Genomic DNA, 14,734 nt, shown 5'->3' with positions numbered 1-14,734 from the left:
CTCTCTTTTGTATAAACTGACTGGATAAATAATAAAACAAAATTAGTTCTTCTATCTATCTATGTCAGTTACAAAAGTTACATCGGATAGTTTTATACTCCCACTTTGCTTATCTATGATTTAATTCTTGTCGTTTTTATTTACAAGAGTTGCTTTTTCAAATAAATTATCAATAATATATTTTGATGAATCAGATGTTTCTTTTTTAAAATATTCAAGTAAATCTTTGGTTGTTGCATAACGATTGGGTTTACTTTGGTTTTCAAATGTGTGCCAATCATTTAAGAAATTTCTTAATGCAAGGTTTACTTTTTCTTCACCAATTAAATTTTCTAAAGCATACATATTTATTGCTCCTTTGGCATAATAAATATGCTTTTCGTTTTCTACCAATGCTAAGGAAACCTCTTCTTGTTTTATTCTTCGTTTTCCTTTAAGGTAATCCTCTAATTGTATTTCTAAGAATTTTTTAACAGATTTTTCTCCATACGTTTGCTTTAAGACCATTAGCGCAGAATATTGAGATAAAGTTTCTAAAATCATGTTTCTTCCTTTTACATTTGCAGCTTCTAGTTGTAATCCCCACCATTGGTGGGCAACTTCGTGAGCTGTGATATAAAATGCCATATCTACATCTTCCTTCTTAATATCTAACATAAAACCAAGCCCTTCTGAAAATGGTATTGTGTTTGGAAAAGACTGTGCAAACTCTCTATATCGTGGAAACTCTACAATACGTAATTGATTATATTGATATGAACTAAAATGAGTGCCATAATAATCTAGTGATGCCTTCATTCCTTTCATCATGCTACTTAGATTATATTCATGTCCTTTATGGTAATAAATTTCTAAATCAACTATTTTGTCAAAGTTATTTCCAGCAGGTACATACTTCTCTTTGTGTATTTGATAATTTGCAGATATAATAGGATAGAAATTAATTATAGGTTGATTAGTTTTATAATAAAAATAATTACGCTTATTTTTTGACCATTTTGCAATTAAATCTCCAGATGTAACAGCTGTTTGATTAGATTCTGTACCAATAACCATATCTAAAAAAAGTCCATCTGAATCACTTCCTGCTCTTGCATTTACAAGTTCTTTAGAGTTAGTACGACTTGCCTTATTTGTTCTTTTGGGTAATTTATATTCTTCTCTTGTAGTGGCATCATCAATTTCATAATCTTTATTATAACCCAATGTAGGAAGCATAGAATTTTTAAAGAATGTACCGTTATAAACTACTTTAAAATCTGAATCACTTATTTCAAATCCAGTAGGTTTTAATACTTGTTTAAAACTCATTTTTATGGAATCTCCTTTATGTAAAGGCTTTTCCAAATGGAAAACTGAATAACCAAATTCTATAAACTCATTATTTAGACTAGTTTTACGATCAAAACTAATAGATGATAGTTTTAATTTGTCATCAGGATGATTTTGCACGTGGATTTCTTGAATAGAATTTTCAGTTTGATTCTTTAAAAGAAAATATCCTTCTGCTTCATAAGACCTTTCAGATGGATATAACTCAATATTTAACTTCACATCTGTAATTTTAGGTTGAGGTAAATATTCAAACTTTTTCAATTTTCTTTCATAAGAAACTCTAAATGCTTGTTTTTCATGTCTAGTGAAAAACTGATTTAGGACATTGGTATTATAAAAAATATAGCTACCAATAAGGATAAAAAATAGCATTGAAACACCTCCAAGAACTGCAATAGAAGGTTCTATTTTCTTTAATCGAAATAACTTTAACCTTTTAATTAAACTGATTTTTGTGCCTCTTGGGATAAGAACAATGGCAATCAGAAATAAAAAAATAGAAAAGAAAAGCCAATATGTTTTAACTAAAATAAATGGTAACATAAAATGTCCATACCCATTCATATCTGAATACTTAGCTAAAGCATTACCTCCGAAATTTAGAAGTACATGTTCTACTCCAAAAATTCCTATTGCAATATTTATAATAAAGAAAACTAAGGTCATCAAAATACCTAAAAACTTCTTTCCTGTAATAATATGGAAGAAAAATGACGCTAGAGTATAAAGCAGTAAAAAAGGAAGTATTTCTACAAAAAAACCATTGAAATATACATCTAATTCATAATGATAATAGCCACTGCTTGTTTGAAATACTATTCCTCCTATGATTAATGCTACAATTAAAACACTATAAATTAGTAACATGCTAAAAAACTTGCTAGTTAGAATCACTATGTTATTAACTGGTGTAGCATCATAAATTAAATCTACTTTCACTTCTTTTTCTTTCCAAATTATCTCTCCAGAATAGAACAAAAGAATAATAGCAAAAAAGTACACCGACATTTCTTGTAATTCTTCAATAATAAGATAAGTCGTTGGATAGCTAGCTACTCCATAAACAGTTCCCAGACTTACTGAATTGATAAGGATAATAATAAAACTACAAAAAACGATTGCCCAAAATGATATTTCTTTAAAAATGAATTTTGCATGAAACCATGTACTAAAGACTAACTGAATTAATTGAGTTTTTACTCCATAAGAGGGATAAACCGTAGCAGTTTTTTTTGTGTAATCTTTAGATAAAATATTAGTGTTCTTTAGCGCAGTTGTATTATGTTTGTTTTTTGGCTTTTTCATTGATACTACCAACTGAAATTTGATATAGCCAAACCAAAGAGTAACTATTCCTAATAAACTCCAAAATAGTTTGTTGTAAAGCATTGCACCTGTAAGAGGTATAAGACTATAATTCATTTCTGTTATAGTCCATTCCTTTGTACTCAAAGTGAGTGTTGTTAAAGAAAAAGGGTCAATTAGTGCTTGTAAATGTTCGTTTGTAATAGATTTTGTCAGAAGAAAGACTACAAATATAATTACTCCTTGTGTATAGACTACCATTAGTTTTTTTGTCAATGCACCTGTTACAAAAAATAAAGATGCTCCAAAGAAAACAATAGGAAAAGCTACCCAAATAAAAGGTTGTAAATAGTTAGTAAATTGAAAGGGTAGATATTCATTTGCGTTGCTCCAAGGCATAAATTCACTCAAAATCATACCCCATAATACTGCGCTAAATATAAAAATTAGAACGACCATTGACCCTAAATATCGCCCTAGTAGATAATCTTTTTTTGAAATAGGATTTATATAAATAAGAGCAGTAATATTGTACTGAAAGTCACGCAAAACAGGCACTCCCATAATCATCGAAACAAACAACATGGATAACCCTGTTATAGCTCCCATAGATTTTGCGATTATAATAGGAGCATTTTTTTTAACTAAACCTAAATCAATTCCTTCAAAAACGAATTCGACTCCAAAAAGGGAAAAGAGAAATAGAAACACAAAGAATAAATAGGTATCCCAACGATTTAAGCGATAATTTATCTCAAATTTAAAAATTTCGTACCACATAGATTTAATGATTTTTTATTGAAAAATGAAAAGTAAATAGCAATTATAACCTGTGATTCTAGTTTCCAAAAATTTGTGAGAAGTACACATCTTCCAAATCTGCCTCAACAGCTTGAAAATTATTATTTGGGTTGTTTTCACTAAAAATATGTATGATAGGTTTTCCTGCAATCAGCTTTTTAGATATGAGAGTATAGTTAGCTTCATATTCTTCTAGTTCTGACTTGTCAATTATCTTTTTCCACACTTTGCCTTTTATTGAGTTTATTGCTTCTATCGGACTTCCTTTTAATACTACTTTTCCCTTGTTTATAATTGCCATATTTGTACATAGGTTTTTGACATCTTCGACAATATGTGTTGATAGAATCACAATCGTATCTTCTGCTATTTCACTCAATAAGTTATAAAAACGATTGCGTTCTACAGGGTCTAATCCAGCAGTAGGTTCATCTACAATTAATAGTTTAGGATTATTCAATAATGCTTGTGCAATGCCAAATCGCTGTTTCATTCCTCCTGAAAAACTACCTAGTTTTTGTTTCCTTACGTGGTGTAAGTTTACTTTATGAAGTAGCTCTTCTACTTTATTTTTACGCTCTTTAGAATTAATGATGCCCTTTAGTATAGCAAGGTGATTTAATAATACTCCAGCCGATAAGCGAGGATATAAGCCAAACTCTTGAGGTAAATAACCCACAACTTTTCGTAATTCATTTTTATCTTGCAGAATATCTAATTCTCCAAATTGAATATTTCCTTCATCTGCTTCTTGTAGTGTTGCTAGTGTTCGCATTAAAGTTGATTTTCCAGCACCATTAGGTCCTAATAAACCAAACATTCCATTAGAGATTTGTAGTGAGACATTTTGAAGAGCTTTTACTCCATTGTCATACGTTTTTGAGAGGTCAGAAATAATTAATTGTACCATAATTTTTTTAGTGATTATTTAGTTTTTTCTCAAATCTATGGAGGTACTATGCGTAAATCAATAAACTGGTACAAACACACGTATTGGCGTGATAGAAAAATTCAATGGGTAGAATAAATGAACTCGTAACGACATTTTGATAGTCTGTCATACAGAAATAGGTTTTTGTCCCTAAAAATATGTAGAGCTTGACATTTTATGTACTTTTGAAGATGAAACTAATTCGAAAACTACTCAAAATACAAATCGCTGGTTGGGCAAAACTCACCTTTTTTATTGTTACTACTCTTATAATCCTTATTTTTAATGATATATTTGGAGAAGACGAGTCTTTTGTAATTTTTAGTATGATTTTCTTTTTAGTGATGATTATTGAAGTTACTCGCTGGACTTTTTCTCAAATAAAATCAATTCTTGTCCTCAAGAAAGAGAAAAAACAGGTTGAACTTCTGCACTTGAAAAGCCAAGTAAACCCACACTTCTTTTTCAATACATTAAATAATTTATACGGTTTGGTGGCACAGGATACCGATAAAGCACAGGCATTAATTTTAAAACTTTCCGAAATGATGCGTTATAGCATCTATGAAGGAGAAAATGACTGGGTGTCATTAGATGAGGAAGTAATCTATCTTAAAAACTATATTGAATTACATAAAATGAGATACCACAAAACTATTGATGTGCAGTTTGATATCGATATAGTTGATGGAAATAAAAAAGTAATGCCTTTGTTGTTTATTATTTTATTGGAAAATGCCTTTAAACATGGCGTAGAAAATTTGAGAAAGGATGCTTTTGTTTCTATTAAATTAGAAGCCAATAAATCAGAAATTAATTTTAAAATAGAAAATAATTTTGATGCAGAAGAAATATCTAAAAATTCTGGAATAGGGCTAAAAAACTTGAGAAGACGCTTAGAGTTAGTTTATCCAAAAAAACACCAATTAGAAACATCAATTAAAGGTACTATTTACGAAGCTCAACTAAATTTGAAAATATGACTACCAACTATATAATTATTGATGATGAGTATATTGCACATGATATTATAAAGAAATATTGTGATATGCTTCCCAACATGAATCTAGTAAAAAACTGTTATGATGCTATTGAAGCACTAGAGTTCTTGAATACCTCAACAACTGTAGATTTGATTTTTTTAGATTTGAATATGCCTAAACTGAAAGGTTTTCAATTTTTAAGAACACTACAAAAGCCACCTAAAGTTATTGTAACGACAGCTTATAAAGAACATGCCTTAGAAGGATATGAGCTAGATATAGTTGATTATTTATTAAAACCTTTTTCATTCGAAAGGCTTTTAAAAGCAGTTAATAAAGCATTCTATCAAGAAACAAACACCATATCCTCCAGCCAACAGGAAGACGAAATACAACGTATGTTTATACGTTCGAATAAAAAACATATTCAAGTAACACTTAATGATATTTTATATTTTGAAGCTTCAAAGAATTATATCAAAGTAGTCTTAAAGGATGAAACAATTACGATTAGAGAAAAAATTACTAGCTTGGCTAATATTTTACCACAAAATAGTTTTTTACAAGTTCATCGCTCTTTCATAGTTGCAGTAAAACATATACAGAGCATTGAAGGAAATCAGATATTTATTTCAGATAATTCTATTCCAATTGGAAAGTTATATAGAGAAAAAATAGTAGAGTTATTAAATAATTAGAGTTTCAAGTAAATATTTTTAGACTTTATTTTCCAAAATGGTAATTTATAACAAAGTTATAATTTGTAAGATTGTTTTTATTAAAAATATATTTTTCATTTTCTTGAGGTATTACACTGTCTTTTCTGACAATTAAGCACTGCATTTCTAATCCTTCAAAATAACCTTCAAATTTATATCTTAAATCAACATTGAATTGATGATAGGAAGGAAGTTGATATTTGTTCAATTTATGATTACTAACATTAGCCAAATCATAATAACCATAGCCAAGAGTAAGTGAGAGCTTGTGTTCTAGCCAAAAAGAATGATATTGTGTACTGAACGCATGTAAATCGCCTTGTCCTTCGTTACGCTCACGAGGCATAAAAGTAAAAAACGGTTCTCTTCCCCATTCTCTAAGCAATAAAAAACGACCGTCTTTAGTAATTCGTGTATAATTTAGAGTAAACCAATGTTTGTAGTTTGCGACTCCTAAACGAAAACTAAACACCTGTGATTGTTTTTGAGATTCATAGGAGGCAAGTTCGGAGTGTGGGTTTCCTCCATTGTTCAACCTTTTTTGATAGTGATATTGCGCCCCAAATAAAGGAGAAAAAGTTGTACTGTCTAAATCAATATACTCTACACTAAAAAGAGAAGTATTGAAAATATTTTCAACATACTGATTATGTAAGTGGAACTTTATTTTGTCAAAATCAAATAAAATATCTGATAAAAATATCCCCTTTGTATTTTGATGTTCAAAATAATCAGCTTCTAAAGCATCTGTACGGATTCCTTTCGAATTAACACCTAACGAATGTCCAACAGAATAAAACTCAACAGTATTACGTGGCGAAACTGCCCAAATCCAAGCACTTTCAAACTGTATCTTTTTTATTGGATTCCATTATAAATGCAAACCTTCCTGTATGGCTGGTCGCATACGCCCATCTTGAAGGTTTATGTAAGGAGTTTGAAGACTAAAACGTCCCACTTTTGCAGTAAAATGTTTAGTATAATACGCTAAGTATAACTCTTCTAATCTATCTAAGTCGTGATGGTTTTCTGGGTCTTCAATATCGAATAAATCAAGTTCGTATCTGCTATTTTTTAGGTTATTTGAAAAGGTATTAAACTTAAAAAAACCTCCTACTCCTATATGCAGACCGTGCCAATTTTTACTTTTATAATGCAATCCCATTCCGAAACCATTAGCATAATAATCATTCAATCCTCTCTGATTACCCGTAAACATCAAAAAATTGCGAAGTTTTGCACTAAAAATCCTTTACGAAGTGCGTTAGCCAATGTTTTTTCTTCTAAAGAACCTTCAAAACAATGAATAGTTGGTGATAATTCCTTAAAAGAAAAATAAGGATCAGGTGCTTGTTTTCTTTTTGGAATTTGATGATTTTCGTCTTCTTTAGCGTGTTCTTGTCCGTAAATAGTCGCAGAAGAAAACAAAAAAGCATATAAAATAAGTGTGTAAAAAATGAATTTCATTCTCTCTCTTTTGTATAAACTGACTGGATAAATAATAAAACAAAATTAGTTCTTCTATCTACCTATGTCAGTTACAAAAGTTACATGTTAGAAATTATTAATTAAGTTGATAAAAATCTCTCAATTTCTTAATCATCATTATCTCCTCGTTATATCTTTGAGTATTTAGAGATAAATTTAATTTTTCAAAAAAAAGTAAAGATTGTTCTGTTATTTCTGAAACAAAAGGCATTAAACTTACTGTAATTTTATTTTTCTCTGTCATTAAAATAATATAACCTTCTTTACTTTTTAAATTAATTTTGAGTGGTTGGTCTGGAAATAAAAACTCTACTTCACTTTGTTTTTCAAATGTTATTTCACATAATGCTGATAAAAAATAACTTAAAGTTTGATCTATTAAACCCCATTCTTTAAGACCAATCAGTTCTGTATTTCCTTGCTTTATGGATATAGCTCCTTCAATATAAAAATCAGATTCAAGATTTTTTCTAATTTCTTCAATTGGTTCTGAGATAGATATAAAACAAGATTCTAATTGTGATAATCCTTTATTTTTTATTTTAACCCCCTTTTTTTTGAGTAAAATATTTATTTGTAGCATTCTTTCTAATTAATCCAATTTCTTAATCATTTCCTTAAATAAAAAAGCCATTTTGGGTTCGGCTTCGGCAGCAGCAGCTAATACTTCCTCTAGCGTAATTGGCTTTACATTCTCTGGCTGACACAAATCTGTCAGAACAGAAACAGCAAAAACTGGTAGATTCATATGCACGGCTGCAATCACTTCTGGCACCGTCGACATTCCGACAGCATCTGCGCCTATGGTTCTTAGATAACGGTATTCTGCTCTTGTTTCAAGATTAGGACCCGAAACGCTGACATACACTCCTTTGTGAAACTCTATATTATGATTTTGCTGTATGATTTCACTTGCTAACTGAATAAGTTTGTTGCAATACGGTTCAAACATATCTGGAAAACGAATACCGAGTTCATTTATATTCTTACCAACCAAAGGGTTTTCAGGTAAAAGATTGATATGGTCTTCCAAAACCATCAGTTCACTCAATTTGTATTCAGGATTCAAAGCACCAGAAGCATTTGAAACAAATAAATAATCAATTCCTAGCATTTTCAAGACACGCACAGGAAATACAATTTGCTGCATCGAATAACCTTCATAATAATGGAAACGTCCTTGCATCACAATTACATTCTGACCAGAGAGTTTTCCAAAAATAAGTTTTCCTGCGTGGCTCTCTACCGTTGAGAGTGGAAAATGTGGAATATCTTGGTAAGAAATAGTTAGTTCAATTTCTACTTCATCTACCAATGCTCCCAAGCCAGTTCCTAAAATAATTCCTACTTTTGGTTTGTCTTTATAAAAAGAACGAATAAAAGTAAGAGCTTCATTGAGTTTTTCGAATTCCATTTCCATTTACTTATAGTGTTATTTTTTTAAAAGGGCAAATCTTCGTCATTTGTAGAAAAGTTATCTATATCATAATCTTCATTATACCAATCTTCATCTTTGCAAGTACAAAAATCCATTCCCCAAGGACAGGTTTTTCCGTTGTAATGACAAAAATCTATATGTGTTCTTCCATCATCATCTGGCATAATTCTGATGCTACCTTCTTTCCACTCTCTTCTCAATTCACGGTATAAAACTAAGAAAGAAGGCAAACATTCTGGTAAGCTCAATTCTATATTATTGACTCTCAAAAGATTAACAATAGCATCAAATACTTGTTTTGCTTGTTTATCATTGAGCATTTTTGCTGGAGGAAAAGCCTCGTTTGGAATCTCAAATACTTCAGAGTAGGTAAGGTCTGGCGCACATTCCCACGCTACCAAATAATCTAAGCCATATTCAATAGCTGGATGGTCTGGATTGAGTAATGTATAATCAGGAGCTTCAATTTTTGTTTGTGACTTTTCGTCTAGATCTTCTACCAACTGATTTATATATTGCTGCATAATTTTTATAAATAATAACTTTGATTTTCAAAATATAACACTAACTCAAACTGGTTTTTCCTCTAATTTATTCAGATATTTCAGTAAAATATAATATTTTTTGAATCGGTTTCCTTTATTGTCTTTATACTCTCCATTTTTATCTAGTGCCATTACAGTAGCTCGTTTCGTGATTCTGTGGATGATGCCTTTGTGTTTTCTTCCGTCAAACGAAAAACTTACCCAGTCTCCTACTCTCAAATCATATTCTTTTAGAGCTTCCATTCTTCCTGTCAGGAGTTGATGTGTAAAAGCTGTGTGTCCGAAAATAGAATTAGCTAGTTTTTTAAAATTATCTTTTTTGCAACTAGAATCATTGAAAGCCAAAAACTCTATCAAGTGGATAATTTCGTGTTCGATGACGTGCATCATAGCCTCTAAACGATTACTGACCTCAAAACCTGCTATATTTAGCGTTTGGGTAGCATTGCTTTTGAAAGAATTAAAAATCAGATACGCCGAAATACGCATTCTAAACTGAATCGGATTTTGCTTTGTAACCTTATAATACATTAGCTTCCCACCTGCCGAAGTCATTTTTTTAGACCAATCAAAAGCCATTCTATCAATTACTTTGTTTTCGTTAAAGTAATTATCAAAAAAGTAAGTATCATACATACTAAAAACCAACTTCACATCTTCATTAGAAACTACCTTAAAATCATCCGTCTTTATTTGTTTTGAGTGAACAAAAACTTGCTGACGGATTTTCTCAAAACGTTTTTTAATTTCTTCTCTTGAATAATGGTAAGTTAGAAGTTTCATAGTTACGTTAAATCCTCAACGAGGCTTTTAAGCTCGTTGGTTGAAAAAAAATCTTGCTATCTTAACCGTCGTTGAGGTCAAATGAACCGTCAACGAGGATTTTTATATTTACATTTCAATTCCCATTTTTTGCATCAAGAATACGGCATTTGTGTTCTGACAAACACCTTTTTTTATTTTGTAAGGATAATGTAGTCCTGTATCTTGATTTTCTACTTCAAAGGCATAATTAGTAATTTGTTCTGGAAACTGCTCTTCCAATTTTGAAAGCTCTACATCGTGAGAAGCAATAAATGCCGTAGCAGGAAGTTTCAGAAGCTGCTTCATAATGGCAACCGAACCCAAATAACGGTCTTTTGAGTTTGTTCCTCTCAAAATCTCATCTAACAGAATCATATTATACTCACCTCGTTTTTCTGCTTCTTCTAAAATATCTAAGATTTGTTTTAGCCTTTTGAGTTCTGCAAAAAATGAAGATTCCCCTTTTTCTAAGGAGTCAATAATACGCATACTACTACTAATTAGCATCGGAACGAAATCAAATTTTGTGGCACACACAGGCGCACCAGCACACGCCAAAACCATATTTATTCCCAACGCTCTCAAAAATGTACTCTTTCCAGCCATATTTGAGCCTGTAATAAGCGCAATTTCTCTTATATTCTTAGCTGTAAAATCATTCGGAACTCTTACTTCTTGTTTTAAAAGTGGGTGTGCCATTTCTATTATCTCAAAAGCATTTTCTGTATTCTTTGTTTCTGCTGTGTTTTGGTTTTTAATAGAAACTGAAATAGTAGGGAAAATATACTCTTTATGATTGAATGAAAACGATGCAAAACTAAAAAGAGCCTCAAATTCGGCTAATGTTTCTACCCATTTTGGCGTATTGAGTTTATGTTCTTTTCTCCATTTTTCTAATTTTATAGCAAAATGAACATCCCACAAAAACATTCCATTCAAAAACATGAAAGCAACACCATTCATACGATATTCAAAAAGTTCTAGTGTTTTGGCTAGTTCTTGGGCTGCCTTCGAACTTCCGTTTAGCTTACTTTGTAGCGTTTTGGTTTCTTGCTTTCTGAAAGTTGCTTGTTCTATGATTTCCCACAGAGCAGCATATTTTTGAAGAAAGGGAATATTTTTTCCTACGGTATCATAAGTCATTTGAAGTTTTGGAAACAAACTACCCACAATACCAAGTTGAGTCAAAGAAAGAAAAACAGGCAAAATATAAGTAACAAATCCCATAAACGTAGCAATCCAACTTCCTACCGTCAGAATTGGTAATACAAAGCGAATAATATTCAGAAATTTGTTTTCTAAAAATGTATCTTCTGTTTGTAGCCATTTTTTGAGTTGAGCGTATTCTTTTGTCGTTTCTTCGCTTAGGTGTGCAGTCGTTTGTAGATGGAGGCGTAATTCTGTGCTTTCTTTATCATCTTTTGCGAGTTCTTGTGTTATTTCTTGTCGTCGAAGAATTGTTTTTTCATCTGTTTTTTCTGAAAGCCAATTCGCCAAAAAACTTCTTCCTACGCTTGTATTTGTTCTTGAAATATAAGAAAAAAGGCTTGTCTGTCCGAAAATATCCAAATCTTTGATATAGGCGTGAAGTGGGTCATAAAATTCCATCCCATCATCAAGTTTTTCAAAATTATAGTCTAACCTTTCGTTTTCAGTTTCTAAAAGTTTGATTCTATTATTCCAATAATTTCTTTTCTGTTCAGATTTTTGATAGAGTTTTACTAAAAAAATAAAACCAAAAAACAGTAAAAAACTAACTCCTGTTACTATTTGCCAACCTTTTGGTAGGAGGAAATATAGCACTACTAGCGCAGCAAAAAAATAAATAAGGCGAATAGTAGCAATCAGACGAGATTGATTTTTGAATTTTGAAAAGGCTTGATTAGCTTCTGAAAGGTAAGATTGATACATCTTTTAAATTATGAGTGATTTTTGGTTTTGATACGTAAAAATAAAACATTTTTAATCTAAAATAGCTTATTTTTGCGTGTTTTATTGAATGCTTTAGGAAAGCATTACAAATCTTGTATATTGATTTTAAAGATTGCAAATATACACAATACTATACACACACACTTCAAAAAAGCGTTAATTACGCAATTAATTAGATACTATTTTTAATTCAACATTTATTTTTTAAAACCTTTATGGCAATAGATAATTCCGAAAAACTTATTACTCCTTCATCAGAATCAGAACACGTATTAAAACTGCGTACCGTTTTGCCCACAGATGCAGAGGATATTGAAGAGATTTCAAAGCTAATTTATTCAAAAGACCAAGCATGGACAAAGAAAGACGTAACAAAACTACTTGAAATTTTCCCAGAAGGACAAATATGTATAGAAGACAAAGGAAAAGTAGTAGCCTATGCACTAAGTATGGCTATTGATTATGCAAAATATGGAGATAATCATACCTACTACGATATTGTAAAAGATAATTTTGTCAATCACGATGGAGATGGTGATATTCTTTATGGAATAGAGGTAAGCGTAAATCCAAATAGCAGAAATATGCGTTTGGGAAGGCGTTTGTACGATGCTCGTAAGGAGCTTTGTGAGAACTTGAATTTGAAAGGTATTGTTGCTGGTGGTCGTATGCCAAATTTTAGTAAATATTCTGATGAAGTAACACCTAGACAATACATAGAGAAAGTAAGGCAAAAAGAAATCTATGACCCAGTTTTGACATTTCAGCTCAGTAATGGTTTTCACGTAAAGAAAGTATTGCGTAACTATATGCCAGATGATTTTGAGTCGGAAGCGTATGCAAGTCTCTTGAAGTGGGATAATATTTATTATGAAGAAAAACCTGTTCTTGTTAATCAACCTAAAGAGGTAATTCGTATCGGTGTGGTGCAATGGCAGATGCGTAATGTAAAATCTGTAGAATCATTTTTTGAGAATGTAGAGTTTTTTGTAGATGCGCTTAGTTCATATCGTGCTGATTTTGTTTTGTTTCCAGAGTTCTTTAATGTCCCTTTGATGGCAGAATTTAATGAGGAAGATACAGCCAAAGCCATCAGAAAACTAGCAGAATATACAGAAGAAGTAAGAGACAAATTAGTAGGTTATGCTGTTTCGTATAATGTAAATATTATTGGTGGTAGTTTGCCTTTGTTAGAAAATGGTAAACTTTATAATGTTTCTTATTTGTGTCGTCGTGATGGAACTTGGGATGTTCAGTACAAAATACATATTACACCGAGTGAAGTAGATGATTATGGAATGACAGGAGGAAATAAAGTAAAAGTCTTTGAAACTGATGTTGCCAAAATTGGTATTCTGATTTGTTATGATTCAGAGTTTCCAGAGCTTTCTCGTATGATGGCTGATGAAGGAATGCAGCTTTTATTTGTTCCTTTTTCTACCGATATGCAGAATGGTTATATGCGTGTGCGTGTATGTTCACAGGCTCGTGCTGTTGAGAATGAATGTTATGTAGCAATTGCTGGTAGTGTGGGTAACCTTCCAAAGGTAAAAAATATGGATATTCAGTATGCACAATCGGCTGTTTTTTCGCCTTCAGATTATTCTTTTCCTAATAATGCTATTATTGCAGAAGCAACACCAAATTCAGAAATGACAATGATTGCAGATGTGAATCTTGATTTATTGAAAGAATTACATAACCATGGAAGCGTAAGAAATCTTAAAGACCGTAGAAAAGATATTTATTCTTTGAAGTGGAAGGATAAAAAAGAAACTAAATAATTGTAGTTTGTAGTAAATGAAACAACAAAAAGCCAATTTTGAAACATTTTCAAAATTGGCTTTTTTATATCTAAATAATTAAGGAGAGAAAACACAGGTACAAGCCCGTCAATGAATGACATCCCTGCCCTGCTCACTTCTCCTTTTTTCTTAAATATTTAAACCGTCGTTGAGGTCAAGACCGTCAACGAGGTGGAAGTTTTACATTCCCATTCCACCCAAATCCATTCCTGGAATATTAGGCATCATTCCTTCTGTGCTTTTTTGCATATGCTCTTTGCTTTTTTCTTCTGCTCCTTCTAATGCTTTATTTACGGCAGCAACTATTAAATCTTGTAACATTTCTTTATCATCAGATTTTATAATATCTGGGTCAATATCTAATTTAATCACTTGTTTTTTTCCGTTGGCAACTGCCTTTACCATTCCACCACCTGCTTCTCCTTCGGCGGTAATGTTTACGAGTTGCTCTTGTACTTCTTGTAGTTTGGACTGCATTTCTTTTACTTTGCCAAACATTTTCATCATGTCTTTCATCGAATAGGTATTTTAGTTAGTTCTTTATAATTGATTTGCTATTTTTTTAGTTAGAAGTAAAAATACAAAAATTCTTGTTTAAAATGCTGTGTTTAGCTTATTTTATTTTTGTATTCAAATTTTGTCTTGACT

At 31.3% G+C, this 14,734-nt stretch carries 14 protein-coding genes; 3 read left to right on the top strand and 11 right to left on the bottom strand.

What is annotated here, in order from left to right; all coding sequences use genetic code 11:
* Positions 1-120: 120 nt before the first annotated feature.
* Both WAF17_RS01140 and WAF17_RS01135 read right to left on the bottom strand, forming a co-directional pair.
* The gene (locus WAF17_RS01140; protein ID WP_338765191.1) at positions 121-3,420 is read right to left on the bottom strand and encodes a M1 family aminopeptidase; all 3,300 of its coding nucleotides are present in this window, start codon (positions 3,418-3,420) and stop codon (positions 121-123) included.
* Between the two features lie 58 nt (positions 3,421-3,478).
* Complete coding sequence (locus WAF17_RS01135) at positions 3,479-4,351, bottom strand: ABC transporter ATP-binding protein (RefSeq protein WP_338765189.1); 873 nt, start codon at positions 4,349-4,351, stop codon at positions 3,479-3,481.
* Between the two features lie 212 nt (positions 4,352-4,563).
* On the opposite strand from WAF17_RS01135, the gene WAF17_RS01130 reads away from it, so the two are divergent.
* Together WAF17_RS01130 and WAF17_RS01125 are read left to right on the top strand one after the other, a co-directional pair.
* Positions 4,564-5,355 carry a histidine kinase gene (locus tag WAF17_RS01130; protein WP_338765186.1) on the top strand — a complete coding sequence of 264 codons (792 nt, stop codon included), beginning with the start codon at positions 4,564-4,566 and terminating at the stop codon, positions 5,353-5,355.
* Entirely contained in the window at positions 5,352-6,053 is a 702-nt protein-coding gene (locus WAF17_RS01125; protein ID WP_338765183.1) for a LytTR family DNA-binding domain-containing protein, read from the top strand. The genes WAF17_RS01130 and WAF17_RS01125 overlap by 4 nt, the downstream gene beginning before the upstream one ends.
* Before the next feature lie 25 nt (positions 6,054-6,078).
* Here WAF17_RS01125 and WAF17_RS01120 read toward each other — a convergent pair whose 3' ends face one another.
* The 8 genes from WAF17_RS01120 to WAF17_RS01085 all read right to left on the bottom strand — a co-directional run bounded on the left by WAF17_RS01120 (position 6,079) and on the right by WAF17_RS01085 (position 12,260).
* Positions 6,079-6,609 carry a hypothetical protein gene (locus WAF17_RS01120; protein ID WP_338765180.1) on the bottom strand — a complete coding sequence of 177 codons (531 nt, stop codon included), beginning with the start codon at positions 6,607-6,609 and terminating at the stop codon, positions 6,079-6,081.
* Positions 6,610-6,945: 336 nt separating this feature from the next.
* Positions 6,946-7,293 carry a hypothetical protein gene (locus WAF17_RS01115; protein ID WP_338765177.1) on the bottom strand — a complete coding sequence of 116 codons (348 nt, stop codon included), beginning with the start codon at positions 7,291-7,293 and terminating at the stop codon, positions 6,946-6,948.
* The gene (locus tag WAF17_RS01110) at positions 7,293-7,541 is read right to left on the bottom strand and encodes a hypothetical protein (RefSeq protein ID WP_338765174.1); all 249 of its coding nucleotides are present in this window, start codon (positions 7,539-7,541) and stop codon (positions 7,293-7,295) included. The genes WAF17_RS01115 and WAF17_RS01110 overlap by 1 nt, the downstream gene beginning before the upstream one ends.
* 97 nt (positions 7,542-7,638) lie before the next feature.
* Complete coding sequence (locus WAF17_RS01105) at positions 7,639-8,145, bottom strand: hypothetical protein (protein WP_338765172.1); 507 nt, start codon at positions 8,143-8,145, stop codon at positions 7,639-7,641.
* A gap of 9 nt (positions 8,146-8,154) precedes the next feature.
* Positions 8,155-8,982 carry a purine-nucleoside phosphorylase gene (locus tag WAF17_RS01100; RefSeq protein ID WP_338765170.1) on the bottom strand — a complete coding sequence of 276 codons (828 nt, stop codon included), beginning with the start codon at positions 8,980-8,982 and terminating at the stop codon, positions 8,155-8,157.
* Positions 8,983-9,002: 20 nt separating this feature from the next.
* Positions 9,003-9,524, bottom strand: coding sequence for a hypothetical protein (locus WAF17_RS01095; RefSeq protein WP_338765167.1), 522 nt, complete (start codon positions 9,522-9,524; stop codon positions 9,003-9,005).
* Positions 9,525-9,569: 45 nt separating this feature from the next.
* On the bottom strand, positions 9,570-10,328 hold the full coding sequence (locus WAF17_RS01090; RefSeq protein WP_338765165.1) for a SprT-like domain-containing protein: 759 nt from the start codon (positions 10,326-10,328) through the stop codon (positions 9,570-9,572).
* 108 nt (positions 10,329-10,436) lie between these two features.
* Positions 10,437-12,260 carry a hypothetical protein gene (locus tag WAF17_RS01085; RefSeq protein ID WP_338765162.1) on the bottom strand — a complete coding sequence of 608 codons (1,824 nt, stop codon included), beginning with the start codon at positions 12,258-12,260 and terminating at the stop codon, positions 10,437-10,439.
* A 236-nt stretch (positions 12,261-12,496) separates the two neighbouring features.
* Here WAF17_RS01085 and WAF17_RS01080 point away from each other — a divergent pair, with 236 nt between their 5' ends.
* Positions 12,497-14,065, top strand: a complete 1,569-nt coding sequence (locus WAF17_RS01080; protein WP_338765160.1) for a carbon-nitrogen hydrolase family protein — start codon at positions 12,497-12,499, stop codon at positions 14,063-14,065.
* A gap of 201 nt (positions 14,066-14,266) precedes the next feature.
* On the opposite strand, the gene WAF17_RS01075 is transcribed toward WAF17_RS01080, so the two are convergent.
* A complete protein-coding gene (locus WAF17_RS01075; RefSeq protein ID WP_338765158.1) occupies positions 14,267-14,602 on the bottom strand; it encodes a YbaB/EbfC family nucleoid-associated protein in 336 nt (111 codons plus the stop codon).
* Between the last annotated feature and the right edge of the window lie 132 nt (positions 14,603-14,734).

This window comes from Bernardetia sp. ABR2-2B (genome assembly GCF_037126435.1).
Lineage (GTDB): Bacteria > Bacteroidota > Bacteroidia > Cytophagales > Bernardetiaceae > Bernardetia.
Note: the sequence above shows the minus strand (reverse complement) of the source record. Positions and strands in the feature narration are given on the sequence as shown.

Coding starts and splice junctions, on each gene's coding strand:
- WAF17_RS01130 (WP_338765186.1), top strand. CDS start 4,564: ATGAAACTAATTCGAAAACTACTCAAAATACAAATCGCTGGTTGGGCA.
- WAF17_RS01115 (WP_338765177.1), bottom strand. CDS start 7,293: ATGTTTACGGGTAATCAGAGAGGATTGAATGATTATTATGCTAATGGT.
- WAF17_RS01135 (WP_338765189.1), bottom strand. CDS start 4,351: ATGGTACAATTAATTATTTCTGACCTCTCAAAAACGTATGACAATGGA.
- WAF17_RS01105 (WP_338765172.1), bottom strand. CDS start 8,145: ATGCTACAAATAAATATTTTACTCAAAAAAAAGGGGGTTAAAATAAAA.
- WAF17_RS01080 (WP_338765160.1), top strand. CDS start 12,497: ATGGCAATAGATAATTCCGAAAAACTTATTACTCCTTCATCAGAATCA.
- WAF17_RS01110 (WP_338765174.1), bottom strand. CDS start 7,541: ATGAAATTCATTTTTTACACACTTATTTTATATGCTTTTTTGTTTTCT.
- WAF17_RS01125 (WP_338765183.1), top strand. CDS start 5,352: ATGACTACCAACTATATAATTATTGATGATGAGTATATTGCACATGAT.
- WAF17_RS01140 (WP_338765191.1), bottom strand. CDS start 3,420: ATGTGGTACGAAATTTTTAAATTTGAGATAAATTATCGCTTAAATCGT.
- WAF17_RS01100 (WP_338765170.1), bottom strand. CDS start 8,982: ATGGAAATGGAATTCGAAAAACTCAATGAAGCTCTTACTTTTATTCGT.
- WAF17_RS01095 (WP_338765167.1), bottom strand. CDS start 9,524: ATGCAGCAATATATAAATCAGTTGGTAGAAGATCTAGACGAAAAGTCA.
- WAF17_RS01075 (WP_338765158.1), bottom strand. CDS start 14,602: ATGAAAGACATGATGAAAATGTTTGGCAAAGTAAAAGAAATGCAGTCC.
- WAF17_RS01090 (WP_338765165.1), bottom strand. CDS start 10,328: ATGAAACTTCTAACTTACCATTATTCAAGAGAAGAAATTAAAAAACGT.
- WAF17_RS01085 (WP_338765162.1), bottom strand. CDS start 12,260: ATGTATCAATCTTACCTTTCAGAAGCTAATCAAGCCTTTTCAAAATTC.